Here is a 12,428-nt window from a genome sequence, read left to right on the forward strand (position 1 = left end):
GTTTTCACTCAATCCCGGTTAGAGTGCGCTCAGACACATCCACTTCCGGCGGGCCTGGCCCGCCGGAGTTGTTTTCAGACGAACGAGGCAATCCATGAGTTCATTGCAGGACCAACTCCTGAAAGCCGGCCTGGTAGACAGCAAGAAGGCCAAGCAGGTCAGCAAGGACAAACGCAAGCAAAAGAAAGTCGCACGCAAGGGCGGCGAGGTTGTTCAGGATGAGGCCAAGGCTGCAGCGGCACGTGCCCGGGCGGAAAAAGCCGAAAAAGACCGTGCGCTGAACGCAGAGCGGGACGCAGCCGCGCAACAAAAGGCCATCGCCGCCCAGATCCGTCAGATGGTGGAGAAAAACCGCCAGCCGCGTGGTGATGGGGATGTCGCCTACAACTTCACTTTCGATAAGAAGATCAAGACCATTCACGTTGCCCCCAAAGTGAGTGAGCATCTCGCCGCTGGCCGCCTGATGATTGTCAGCATGGATGAGCAATTTGAACTGGTGCCACGTGTCATTGCCGAAAAAATTGCCGAGCGCGACCCTGCCACGGTAATCCAGCCGCCGGCAGACAGCCAGACTACCGACGAAGACGATCCGTACGCGGATTACCAGATCCCTGACGACCTGATGTGGTAACGGGGTGTCTAACCACCAGAATGTCATTGAGCCAGTCAAGCGCTGGCTCGAAGATGTGGTCATCGGGCTGAACCTCTGCCCTTTCGCGCGTAAACCAACCCGGGCGGGCCAGGTGCGCTTTGCGGTCAGTGACGCAACGAGTGATCAGGCGCTCATGGGAGCACTGCAACAGGAACTGAATCGCCTGGATCAGTACCCTCCAGAGGAACTCGAAACCACACTGTTGATTGTGCCTGACCACCTGCAACGGTTTGACGACTACAACCAGTTTCTGGAATTGGCGGAGTGGCTGATTGATCGCCAGGGTTACTCCGGTATCTATCAGCTGGCAAGCTTCCATCCTGACTACCAGTTTGCCGGAACATCGCCCGAGGATCCCGAGAACCTCACGAATCGTGCTCCCTATCCCATTCTGCACTTGATCCGCGAGGCGAGCATCGACCGTGTGCTGGCGCGCTACCCGGACCCGGAATCGATTCCCGACAATAATATTCGCTGTGTGAATGCACTCACAGAGGCACAGAAGCGTAAACTGTTCCCGTATCTATTTTCCTAAACCTCAGTTTGCGTATTCGGCACAGGGCCGCTGAACAATCGCGACTCAGACCTCTTATCAATGGCTGCCGTTCTGGGTGTGCGCTTTTAACTTGCGACATGCGCACCGGTTCGCCTGATTTTCTTTAGATCTTTTTTTTCTTAGCAACGGATCCTGCTAGAAAAAATATCGGCGATATACCGCAAAACTGGCATCCATTCCATTTATCGGTTTAACCACGCGCACAACTATTACAGCTGTGCCAATTGCCTCGACAAGTGTTCATAAAACCGCGGTTGAGATCAAAATAGACCTGTTGCTATTCTCCCCGCTCGCCAGCAGGTATCAGGCCCATGTCTTGTCACCTGCGATACAGAAAGAACAGGGATCGCCACGGACAGGCCATACATCAAGTTCTTACTCGACCGGGTATTGGGAAGCCTACCGACTTCCTGGCATGTACTCGCGGGCACCTGTTCAGTTATTCGACCAGGAGAGCAGCGATGACTGAATTTCAAGAAACGACGACCGCTATTACCTTCAGTGAAGAGGGCAAGCCATCCACCATTAACTACAACGTACCCCTGCCCGGCAGCCATACCGGGCGGCGCATCGTCGAGCTCGATCTGGGATTGCGCTCTGACGATTACACCGCGCTCGCACGTTCAGCGGGTCGTTCGCTGGCAGATTCGCTGGGCACCAAACTTTCCGGCAAAGAAAAGCTGGTTCCCAATGAAAGTAGAATCCAACGGTACCTCAGCCGCAGTATCGGACGTATCAACTCGCGACTGTCATCCCAGGACGCAGAATCTGTCACCCTGGCCCCCTTCACCCTCGCAAACATAAAAAACAGCCCGCAAGTCCACACGGACAAGGCCCCTGCGATTACATCTAAAAATTCAAATACCGTAGCAAACCTGGCCCCGACCAGCGTCTCTCCGGAAGTCTTCAAAGCACAACTCGAAGAAGGTTATGTACTCACCCCTGCAGTGAACTGGGCTGGCAAACTCATTGAAATCCAGCGCCCGGTCAACACCCCGGTAAAACCAAGAATCTTTTTTGTGGAGCGTTATGGCATTAGCTCGTTTCTCGGCGACTACGGTATGGGCAAGACGGTGAAAACCTTCACCCTGCTCCCCGGCGAAACCAGCAAAATCTCACTGCGCACCTGGCAAAGTACCTCCGAGAGTCGCGAGAATGCCTCCAGTATCATCGACTCACACGAACAATCTGCCCGCGAGCGCTTTGCCGACAAAATCCAGAACGAAACCACCGACAAGCAAACCCAGTCCAGCACCGAGGAATGGCATGTGGAAGCTGAGGCATCAGCCAGCTGGGGGTTCGGCAGTGCAAAGGTCTCCGGCGGTGGCAGCGGCGAATACAATAGTGGACGCGAGCAATTTGCCCGGCAAGCCGCAGAGTCTGTCAAGGAGCACGCCGCCGAAGCATCCAGCAAACGCGAGATGGCTGTCACCAGCAGTTCCGAACGCAAGGAGGAGTCTGGAGCCGAATCAATCATCGAAAGAAGTATCACCAACGCCAACCGCCGCCGGGTACTCAACTTTGTCTTCCGTGAGCTCAACCAGGAATATGTGACCAAGTTGCATCTCAAAGATGTGCGCATCGCCTTTACCAACGGCCGGCTGGATTCCTGGCGCGAAGTACCAATCTCCGGACTGCTCGGCTTTCTCGATCAGTTTGTCGTAGACAGTAAAGTCCCGGAGGTGGCCCAGAAAATTCTCAAACTCGCCGGCTATATCGGTAATGCCACGGACCTGATCGTCCCCACCCTGGAACGCGTGGAACTGGTGGAAAACGGTACTGAACTGAAGGTAACCCCGGCCACGCTGGGGAGCGACGGCAACTTCCCGCTACCCGATGGCAATACCTACTATCGATTCAAGCGCGGACCGATCGGCCAGGAGGATTCATCCAATCCGGTGGAGGGTGTTTTGTTGAATGATTCGCGTATAACCATGCGCACAGACAGCGTGATCGTCGAAGCCCTATTGGGGCAAGCCGATGCCCTCGATGAGCATGAAATGACCCTGCAACAAGCCGCGGCAAACAAGGAAGTGCTGGCGAATGATCGGGAGCGCCTTGTCCAGGAGGCGATTGCCAAGGCCAAACTGGATGATCAACTGGAAACCATCATCGACCTCAACCAGTCCTGTTCCGAAGATCCGGTGGATTAACAGCACCTAATCAACATCGCACTAGACGCGTTCGGGCGCTGCCACCAGATAGTCTTCGGCGGCAGCTCTCCCGACCTGATACCCCTCTTCCAGCAGATCAGCTTCCAGGGTAAATCGATTCACGGGGAAGTCTTCCGGAGGCGCGATTACCCTGACCGTGCAGCCCACCGGCGGTGACTCGATAAAATCCAATGCCCGATTGTAGCGCTCGGCGCGACCCAATACGGCCTCAAATAGTTGGGCATGGTCCTTGAAAAAGTTCTGTATCAGGCGCGGCCTCGGCGTCTCATGCTTGCGATAGCCCGGTGGCCGCGATAACACCACCGTAATATCCCTGGCACCCTGCTCATAGGCGCGAATAACAGGAATGGAATCCGCCAGGCCACCATCTGTCATGGGTTCGCCATCGACCATCGGGAAGCCGCGATAAAATAGCGGGATTGCGCAGGACGCGGGAAATACATCGTGCACATTTTCCGGAGTAACCTCGAGATAGTACGCCTCGCCAGTACGAATACTGGTGGTGACGGCAAACAGGGGAACGCCGGCATCATGATAGTGCTGAAGGTTCAGCGGTACTTCACTAAAAGAGGCATGCCAAAGCCAGCCAACATCACAAAAATGCCCGCCTCTCAGGTAGCGACGCCAGTCGATAAAATTGTCCCGGCGCGCATGATCCAGCAGAATCCGCCGGCTCCTGCCCAGATCTCCACACAGGTAGCCAATCAGATTCGTGGATCCTGCTGAGACACCAATCGCAAACGCAAAAGGCTGATAATCACTTTCGATAAACCGGTCCAGCACACCGGCAGCGAAGATCCCGCGCATGGCGCCGCCTTCAACCACCAAAGCCTTCTGAATGGGTTCGCCCCTCTGTAGACCTGTGCTGCTCATGCTTGAATGCCAATTCTGTCGGTCGCGATACGCCGTTTGCCAAACACCAATCCTCTGACTCGAATTGTATGTAAAGCGTTCACACCATTCCTGACAACAGGATGGACAATTTGTGCCCAATTCGGGCCAAACGCGCGCGATGACCGCCACGCTGCGCGAGGCAGTCGGTTGTCAGCCTTGCGGGGCTGGAATAATATTTCCGCTATTCGACAATCTCGCTGACAAGAGTCTCCTATGCCCGCGTCCATTCCGGAGTTTGCCCCCATACTCGCCCCAATCGTTGTTCTCGTCGCCTGGTCAATGGTGATGTGGGCCTGGATGTATTCCACCCGCTTGCCCGCCATTGCACGTCAGAAGCTAGTGCTCGACCCAACGGTGCCGCCAGCCGAACTGATGGGCCAGCTACCCGCGCAGGTACGCTGGAAAGCCGACAACTACAACCACCTGATGGAGCAGCCAACGGCCTTCTATGCCGTGGCCCTGGTACTCGCCTTCGTGGGGGCGGGCGATGGACTCAACCTGCTCCTCGCCTGGGCTTATGTCGGTCTACGTATCGCTCACAGTCTCATCCAGGCCCTGTGGAACAAGATCGAAGTTCGCTTCGGCATCTTCGCGCTGTCTTCGCTCGCGCTGGTATGGATGACCATCAACGCACTCCTCGAGGTTTTCTGAAGTTATGCCCCCCGCCTACAAATTCACGGCCCCTTGGGGTAAGCAGCTGAAGTGGCTCACCACTCTGGCCTGCGTGGTGTTACTGGGCACGCCACTGTTAATGATGGCCAATGCCCCCGAGACCGATAGCGCGCTTTACACGTTCGGCACCTGGCTGCCCATTGGTATCTTGCTCCTGACCGCCCTTTTCGCCGTGCGCGGTTACGAGGTGAGTGGCAATACCCTGTGGGTACAGCGGCTCCTGTGGAAGACAAAATGCAATCTGGATGGCCGTGTCGAGGTTCGCGCGGATCCCGATGCAATGAAGCACGCGGTGCGAATATTTGGCAACGGTGGACTTTTTGCCTACACCGGCATTTTCTCTAATAAACATACGGGGCGATTCCGGGCATTTGCTACCGACCCGGCGCGCGCGGTGGTGATTCGCTTCCCCGAGCGCTCGCTGGTGGTCACCCCCGACCGACCAGACAAGCTCGTTACCCTGCTACAGCCCCGGTAGTCGAAGGTCTTCATCCGCAGTTCCCGTCTTCTGTTACGCGCACAGCTTTCTGTGCTTTACTGAAAGAAGGCGGCACTCGTTTCCCGGCCCGCGCCGCCACATACCCTCCGCTGCGGGCCGGGCGCTGTTGAGTTCGGCATGATGAAACGCTGCTGTTTTTTCTTTTGCCTGACGCTACTGTCCTTCGTCGAAGCAGTCTCTGCGAACGACGAAACTCTTCTTGTGCTATCTCCAGGCCACTCATCCACAAACGTGAGCAATTCGATTCAGGGGCGTGATATTCGAGTCTACGCACTGCGAGTGCAAAAGGGACAACGGATTCATGTAAGACTTGCCAGCGACCACCTGTCGAACTATTTCAATGTATACGCCCCGGGTAGCGCTCCCGGCGATGCCGCCTTGTTTACAGGCAGTATCAGTGGCAATTCCTATTCGGCAGAAGCCCCTGCGTCGGGGCTCTATCGGATATCCGTGTACCTGATGCGCAATGCAGCTCGGCGCAACGAGCAGGCGAGATTCACCCTGTATGTCTCCCTGCCCGACAACCCCTCTAGATAGCGGACCACAGAAGCTGGCCAACACCTCCTGTCGACGTTTAAGATGACCGTCTCAAGGACGACGAACAATAGACCAATGGGAACAGGTATCACCACGATGATCCGCGCACGTTTTGCCCTCACATTCGCACTGCTTTTCGCCAGCAGCGTTACCTACGCAGACTGTGTCATCCTGCTTCACGGGCTGGCGAAGACAGACTCGTCCATGGCCAAGCTGGAATCGGCTATTCAGCGCGAGGGCTACCATACAGTCAATGTTCGCTATCCCTCCACAGACTTCACCATCGAGCGCCTGGCAGGCATGGCCATCGCCCCGGCACTGGATCAGTGCCCCAGTGGCGAACCGGTGAATTTTGTTACGCACTCGATGGGCGGCATTCTGGTACGGCAATACCTCAGCCGGGTATCGATCGAAAACCTGAATCGTGTCGTGATGCTCGGGCCGCCGAATAAGGGCAGTGAGGTCGTTGACGAGCTGGGACAGTTCCCCGGCTTTGAATTTATGCTGGGAGAGGCCGGGCTTCAATTGGGCACAGGCGCATTGAGTGTTCCCAACCAGCTCGGGCCGGCCCAGTTTGATTTGGGTATCATCGCGGGAACACGGTCAATGAACTTGATTTTGTCACGAATTATTCCCAGCACAGACGACGGCAAGGTATCGGTATCCAGTACCAAGCTGGAAGGTATGCGAGACCATCTGGAAATGCCGGTCACACATGTGTTTATGATGAAAAACCAAAAAGTGATCCAGCAGGTATTGCATTACCTGGCGCATGGAAAGTTTCATCGTCCACTTCCCCACCCTGCGCCGACCGCAGATACGCCCGCTTAACCTCTTTCTGGAATCCTGAGACAACCCTATGGCAGTCTGGCAGTGGTGTCGCCTCAGCGACCTGACCCTCGATCAACTTTACGAGATTCTTCGGGTAAGACAGGAAGTCTTTACTGTCGAGCAAGCGACCCCATACCAGGATGCCGACGGTAAGGATTACTGCAGCTGGCACCTGACGGCGTGGGAAGATTCCGCATCAAAGCCGACTGCACTGGCGTACCTGCGCGTGGTTGACCCGGGCGAGAAATACCCGGAACCATCCATTGGCCGGGTGCTCACTACAGACGCCGCGCGCGGTCAGGGGCTGGGCAAGGAATTGATGAGCCGGGCCGTCTCACTCACCAGAGAGGCGTTCCCGCAACAGGGGATCCGGATCTCGGCACAGGAATACCTGAAGCAGTTCTATGAGGAATTCGGTTTTTCTCAGGTCTCCGAAACGTACGACGAGGATGGCATTCCGCACATCGAAATGCTTATGTCAGACAGCCAGTAGAAATGACCCGCACCACATCAATGCGCGGTACTTTTTGAAAACAGGTTGATAATAACAACACCCGCAATGATCAAGCTCATTCCCGCAATGGCGGGCCAGTCCGGCATTTCCCTGTAGAGCACTGTCGCAATCAGGGTCACCAGCACGACACCCAGCCCCGACCAGATCGCATAGGTAACGCCCACCGGCATCGTGCGGAGCACCAGCGTCAACATATAAAAGGCAACGCCATAACCAACGATAACCAGCAACGATGGACCGGGACGTGTGAACTCCTCCGATGCCTTCAGCGCAGAAGTAGCCACCGCTTCCGCAATAATGGCAAGTGCCAGATAGACATACGCCATACCATCCCCCAAGTGAACACAATCCCAGGCACTTTGCCTATTAATGAAAAAGGGGCCACAGGCCCCTCTCAGCAAAACACGTGTCGATCAGCCAATCTTACGAATACCGACGGCATGACGCAGTTTATCGATAAACGGCGCGGTATAGGCGCGCGCCTTGGCTGCCCCTTTTTCCAGTTCTTCTTCAATTTCGGCAGGATTTGCCAGCAACGCTTCATAGCGCTCACGGGCTTCGCCAATTTGTCCATTGACCAATTCAAACAATTGCTTCTTGGCCTCACCCCAGGCAATCCCGTCCTCGAATGCGGTGCGCATCTCGGCGGTTTGCTCAGGCGTGGCGAATGCCTGCCAAATCTGGAACACCGTTGAGGTATCTGCGTCTTTGGGCTCACCCGGTTCCAGCAGATTGGTCTTGATCTTGTTGATATGCTTTTTGAGCTTTTTCTCTGGCAGGAACAGCGGAATGGTATTGCCGTAGCTCTTGCTCATCTTGCGTCCATCCAGGCCCTGCAGGACCGCCACATGGTCGTCCACCACGGCTTCCGGCAAGGTAAAGTGCTCGCTGTAGTGATGATTAAAGCGCTGAGCAATATCCCGGGCCATTTCGATGTGCTGGACCTGATCTTTGCCCACCGGGACATGACTGGCATTAAACATAAGGATGTCTGCCGCCATCAGGATTGGGTAGCTGTACAGTCCCATCGTCACGCCGAAGTCAGAATCCTCACCATCCGCGCGGTTGGCGTCCACCGCCGCTTTGTAGGCGTGCGCGCGATTCATCAGTCCCTTGGCCGTCATACAGGTCAATAACCACGTCAGCTCGGGGATTTCATGGATATCAGATTGGCGATAGAACACCACATTATTGGTATCCAACCCCAGTGCCAGCCAGGTCGCAGCGATCTCAAGGGTAGACTGGTGCACCAGCTCGGGGTCTTGGCATTTGATCAGCGCATGATAATCGGCCAGGAAGAAGAAGGACTCGTTGCCCTCCTCGCGGCTCGCGGCAATCGCCGGTCGGATCGCGCCTACATAGTTACCAAGATGGGGGGTACCGGTGGTGGTGATACCCGTCAATACACGCTGCTTAGTCATAACTTCTCGATCGTTCCGTTCTTCAAACCCGGTCAAATTCAGGCGCAGATAATACCTGTTTATGCTTCGGGGCGGTACGGCAATCATGGGCGGCCTTTACAGCACATGCACAAAATTCGTCCAGATCGGGTATTCATCTTCACCCTTCCCGTCGGTCGGAAGGCAGTCAGCTCACCGTTCTGGTAACCTTTTCGGCAGCACCGATTTCCAGGGAACGGACACAACACGCCCAAAGTCGCTGAGACTCGTAAGGAATGCCCGATGACGAACGTTTACACTGCCCCCTCGGCGGAGCTAATCTCCCAAACCCGCCATCTTGAGCGCTCGTTTGCCAGCTTGGGGATCTGGCGTAAGATTTATCTCATCCTGCAATGGCTCTGGCTCATCGCCATAGTCGCAACCCTCGCCACAGCCGCACCAGCAGACGGCCCGATCCTGACTCTAACCGTTGTGCTTGGGCTTTACGGAGCCATCACCGTCTGGACGCATCTGGCGATCGTGAACCGCAGTCCAGGACAACTGCTGGCCCTGGCACTGCTGAGTCTTTTTCCATTCGCGAACCCAGTGACTTGTCTTATTACCTTTGCAATACGGGCGACCAGCAAGCAGGAGCTACGTGACGCAGGAGAACCTACCTGATCACGATTTCCACTCCAAGATCCAACACCCGCGGTCACTGCCATGTTTAAAGCCATCCTCTACGATCACGATGGAACGCTGATTAATACCGAAATCATGCACTACGGTTGCTGGCGCGACCTGCTCGCCGCGATGGGCCATGATTTTCCGCTGGAGCTGTATACCCGCTATTGCAACGGTGTGCCGACCCTGCAAAATGCGGAATACCTGATTGAGGCGTTCGCCCTCCCCCATAGCGCCGCGGATCTCTGCGAGCAAAAGCAGCGACTGACCCGGGGAAGATTCAAGGACGCGCCCTGCCCATTGATGCCCTTTGCCGAAGAAACCATCAAGGCCTCCCATCAGGCGGGATACCAGCTGGCAATTGCCACCGGGTCCAATCGGGTAGAGATCCAGCAGACATTCACCGCATATCCGCTGGAACACTATTTCTCCGCCGTCGCAACGCGCGACGATGTTGACCGGGGCAAGCCGGCTCCGGATGTCTATCAACATGCGCTGTCACTGTTAAAGTGCGACGCCGAGGCCGGGGTCGCAGTGGAAGATACGGCCACTGGCATTGCCTCGGCGAAATCTGCCGGACTCACTTGTGTCGCCGTTCGCAATGCGTTTTCTGACGGCCAGGATTTGTCTGCCGCAGATTTCCTGTGCGATAGCCTTCAGGATGCTCTGCGCTGGATCCAGTCTGCACCGCAGTAGAGGAGCCACCGTAACAGAGGCGATTCGGCATGCTTCTCCACGCCGTCTCCGCGCACAATATACGCGATTATGAGCCAGCACGATTCGCACGCACCCTGCATAGCAAGAGAGATGACAAGGGGCCCGCGAGCGAAGAAAGCGGAAAAGATTGTTGACAAACTTGCGCCAAAAGTGAGACTAGGGACCCGCTGAATGCACCCGCTTCAGCATTGCCCTCCCTGAAGTGAAGAGCCCGCATATGGAAATCATTAAAACGCTTGGCGAATTCATCGTTGAACGTCAGGCAGAATACCCCGGTGCCACTGGCGCCCTAACCTCCATTTTCTCCTCCATCCGACTCGCCTCCAAAGTGGTGCATCGCGAGATTAACAAAGCCGGTCTGGTGGATATCACCGGTGCAGCGGGTGAAGAAAATGTGCAGGGAGAGCAACAGCAAAAGCTGGATCTCTACGCCAATGACAAGTTCAAGACTGCGCTGGCGGCCCGCGGGGAAGTCTGTGGTATCGCCTCTGAAGAGGAAGACAAGTACGTTACGTTTGAAGAGGGCGATAGTGCAGACGGCGAGTATGTCGTACTGATGGACCCGCTCGACGGCTCTTCAAATATCGACGTCAATGTGTCAGTGGGGACCATTTTCTCCATCTACCGCCGTATCTCCCCGAAAGGCGCGCCGGTCACCGAGGCGGATTTCCTGCAACCAGGCAATCGTCAGGTCGCTGCCGGATATGTGATTTATGGTTCTTCAACCATGCTGGTGTACACCACCGGAAATGGCGTCAATGGCTTCACCTACGACCCGAGCCTGGGTGTATTCTGCCTGTCTCATCCCGATATGAAGACACCACTGGATGGCACCATCTACTCGATCAACGAAGGCAACTACATTCACTTCCCGGAAGGTGTGAAAAAGTACATCAAGTACTGTCAGGAAGAGGATGCGGCCTCCCAGCGCCCCTACACCTCACGCTACATTGGCTCACTGGTATCCGACTTCCATCGCAACCTGATCAAGGGGGGTATCTACCTGTACCCCACCTCCAGCAGTTACCCGAATGGCAAACTGCGGTTGCTGTACGAATGTAACCCCATTGCGTTCCTGGCCGAACAGGCTGGTGGTGCAGCGCTCGCGGCACCCGGACAGCGGATTATGGATATCGACCCCACAGAGTTGCACCAACGTGTACCTTTCTTCGTGGGCTCCAAATCCATGGTAGAGAAAGTCGAGGCATTCCTCGCAGAAAGCTGACCTGCTCGCAGGCAGTCCACTCGAAAAATGCCGCGCTGGATCAGTGCGGCATTTTTGTTCAAACTAACCTCATCCAGTCCGTGAGGTTACCCCGTTGCAAGCATTCCTGATCATCATTCTGATCGCGATCGCAGTCTGGGTCGTGCCGTCCATCTGGCGACGCTGGCGACAACAGCGATTGCGCAGCCGCCCCCTCAGTGCCGCCCAGTTATCGATGGTGCAGCGCAACTTCCCGCCCTATTCCGCATTATCCGCCGCGCAACAACAGGAACTTTGCACGAACATTAGCCAGTTCCTGCAGGACAAAGAATTTGTGGGCTTGGAGGGGCTATCGGTCACAGAACCCATGCGGGTCACCATTGCGAGCTGGGCCTGTCTCCTGCTACTGGGTCGCGCGCATCGCTGCTATCCAAACCTCCGTACGATCCTGCTATACCCGGATACCTACGTCGCACCGAACATCCATTATGACGGGCCGATTGAGACCCGCTATGCAGATGCCAGAGAGGGCGAATCTCACTATCGTGGCCCAGTCGTGCTGACCTGGTCCAATGTCAGCCGTGATCTCGAAGAATCCCACTGGGGACGCAACGTCATTCTGCATGAGTTCGCCCACAAGTTAGACGAGGAAGACGGACTGTATGATGGGCGGCCGGTCTTCCCCGACGCAGAAGCCAACAAGCGTTGGGCGGTGGTGATGCAGGAGGCCTATGCACAACTGGTATTTCGGGCGCAGCGGGAAAGAGAAGAACGCCTTAACAGCCACTGGCATCTCAGTGGATCGGGCAGCGCAACGAGTGATGATCATCCCGAAGAAAGGCCAGTCCTGGACGTCTACGGTGCCCAGTCGCCGGCGGAATTTTTCGCGGTCGCCACGGAGGCATTTTTTGTCAGCCCGAATCCCCTGAAGTCGCAACAACCGGCACTGTATGAATTACTTCAGGGGTTTTACCGACTTGATCCGGTCGCGTGGCCAGGTAGAACTCCCAGGGACGATCAATATCCAGTAACACCCCGGGATCGCTAACGGGCACCTCATCCACCAGGTCCGGTGCCTGCTTCGCAAGATAACCCGGCAGGCAACGATGCGGCAT

The 12,428-nt window shown here is 55.9% G+C and carries 15 protein-coding genes; 12 read left to right on the forward strand and 3 right to left on the reverse strand.

What is annotated here, in order from left to right; genetic code table 11:
* Positions 1-94: 94 nt before the first annotated feature.
* The 3 genes from ACXAD0_RS14325 (at position 95) to ACXAD0_RS14335 (ending at position 3,361) form a co-directional block, all read left to right on the forward strand.
* On the forward strand, positions 95-631 hold the full coding sequence (locus ACXAD0_RS14325; RefSeq protein ID WP_475089213.1) for a DUF2058 domain-containing protein: 537 nt from the start codon (positions 95-97) through the stop codon (positions 629-631).
* Positions 632-635: 4 nt separating this feature from the next.
* Positions 636-1,187, forward strand: a complete 552-nt coding sequence (locus ACXAD0_RS14330) for a DUF1415 domain-containing protein (RefSeq protein ID WP_475089214.1) — start codon at positions 636-638, stop codon at positions 1,185-1,187.
* Between the two features lie 482 nt (positions 1,188-1,669).
* Positions 1,670-3,361, forward strand: a complete 1,692-nt coding sequence (locus ACXAD0_RS14335) for a hypothetical protein (protein WP_475089215.1) — start codon at positions 1,670-1,672, stop codon at positions 3,359-3,361.
* Positions 3,362-3,382: 21 nt separating this feature from the next.
* Here the strand turns inward: ACXAD0_RS14335 and ACXAD0_RS14340 are convergent, their stop codons facing one another.
* Entirely contained in the window at positions 3,383-4,255 is an 873-nt protein-coding gene (locus ACXAD0_RS14340; protein WP_475089217.1) for a patatin-like phospholipase family protein, read from the reverse strand.
* 234 nt (positions 4,256-4,489) lie between these two features.
* On the opposite strand from ACXAD0_RS14340, the gene ACXAD0_RS14345 reads away from it, so the two are divergent.
* The 5 genes from ACXAD0_RS14345 (at position 4,490) to ACXAD0_RS14365 (ending at position 7,308) form a co-directional block, all read left to right on the forward strand.
* Positions 4,490-4,927, forward strand: a complete 438-nt coding sequence (locus ACXAD0_RS14345) for an MAPEG family protein (protein WP_475089218.1) — start codon at positions 4,490-4,492, stop codon at positions 4,925-4,927.
* Positions 4,928-4,931: 4 nt separating this feature from the next.
* Positions 4,932-5,426, forward strand: coding sequence for a PH domain-containing protein (locus ACXAD0_RS14350; RefSeq protein ID WP_475089220.1), 495 nt, complete (start codon positions 4,932-4,934; stop codon positions 5,424-5,426).
* A 252-nt stretch (positions 5,427-5,678) separates the two neighbouring features.
* On the forward strand, positions 5,679-5,984 hold the full coding sequence (locus ACXAD0_RS14355; protein ID WP_475089221.1) for a hypothetical protein: 306 nt from the start codon (positions 5,679-5,681) through the stop codon (positions 5,982-5,984).
* Positions 5,985-6,059: 75 nt separating this feature from the next.
* Positions 6,060-6,815, forward strand: coding sequence for an esterase/lipase family protein (locus ACXAD0_RS14360; RefSeq protein ID WP_475089222.1), 756 nt, complete (start codon positions 6,060-6,062; stop codon positions 6,813-6,815).
* Positions 6,816-6,843: 28 nt separating this feature from the next.
* Positions 6,844-7,308 carry a GNAT family N-acetyltransferase gene (locus ACXAD0_RS14365; RefSeq protein WP_475089223.1) on the forward strand — a complete coding sequence of 155 codons (465 nt, stop codon included), beginning with the start codon at positions 6,844-6,846 and terminating at the stop codon, positions 7,306-7,308.
* Between the two features lie 17 nt (positions 7,309-7,325).
* Here ACXAD0_RS14365 and ACXAD0_RS14370 read toward each other — a convergent pair whose 3' ends face one another.
* Positions 7,326-7,655 carry a DMT family transporter gene (locus ACXAD0_RS14370; RefSeq protein WP_475089225.1) on the reverse strand — a complete coding sequence of 110 codons (330 nt, stop codon included), beginning with the start codon at positions 7,653-7,655 and terminating at the stop codon, positions 7,326-7,328.
* Between the two features lie 87 nt (positions 7,656-7,742).
* Positions 7,743-8,750 carry a tryptophan--tRNA ligase gene (locus ACXAD0_RS14375; RefSeq protein WP_475089226.1) on the reverse strand — a complete coding sequence of 336 codons (1,008 nt, stop codon included), beginning with the start codon at positions 8,748-8,750 and terminating at the stop codon, positions 7,743-7,745.
* A gap of 261 nt (positions 8,751-9,011) precedes the next feature.
* Between ACXAD0_RS14375 and ACXAD0_RS14380 the strand changes: the two genes are divergently transcribed.
* The 4 genes from ACXAD0_RS14380 (at position 9,012) to ACXAD0_RS14395 (ending at position 12,361) form a co-directional block, all read left to right on the forward strand.
* On the forward strand, positions 9,012-9,389 hold the full coding sequence (locus ACXAD0_RS14380; RefSeq protein WP_475089228.1) for a hypothetical protein: 378 nt from the start codon (positions 9,012-9,014) through the stop codon (positions 9,387-9,389).
* 42 nt (positions 9,390-9,431) lie between these two features.
* Positions 9,432-10,088 (forward strand): HAD family hydrolase, encoded by a 657-nt coding sequence (locus ACXAD0_RS14385; RefSeq protein WP_475089229.1) that lies wholly within the window; start codon positions 9,432-9,434, stop codon positions 10,086-10,088.
* A gap of 238 nt (positions 10,089-10,326) precedes the next feature.
* Complete coding sequence (fbp, locus tag ACXAD0_RS14390; protein WP_475089230.1) at positions 10,327-11,334, forward strand: class 1 fructose-bisphosphatase; 1,008 nt, start codon at positions 10,327-10,329, stop codon at positions 11,332-11,334.
* A 94-nt stretch (positions 11,335-11,428) separates the two neighbouring features.
* A complete protein-coding gene (locus tag ACXAD0_RS14395) occupies positions 11,429-12,361 on the forward strand; it encodes a M90 family metallopeptidase (protein ID WP_475089232.1) in 933 nt (310 codons plus the stop codon).
* The last annotated feature ends 67 nt before the right edge of the window (positions 12,362-12,428 follow it).

The organism is Microbulbifer sp. ABF4_148, assembly GCF_056158985.1.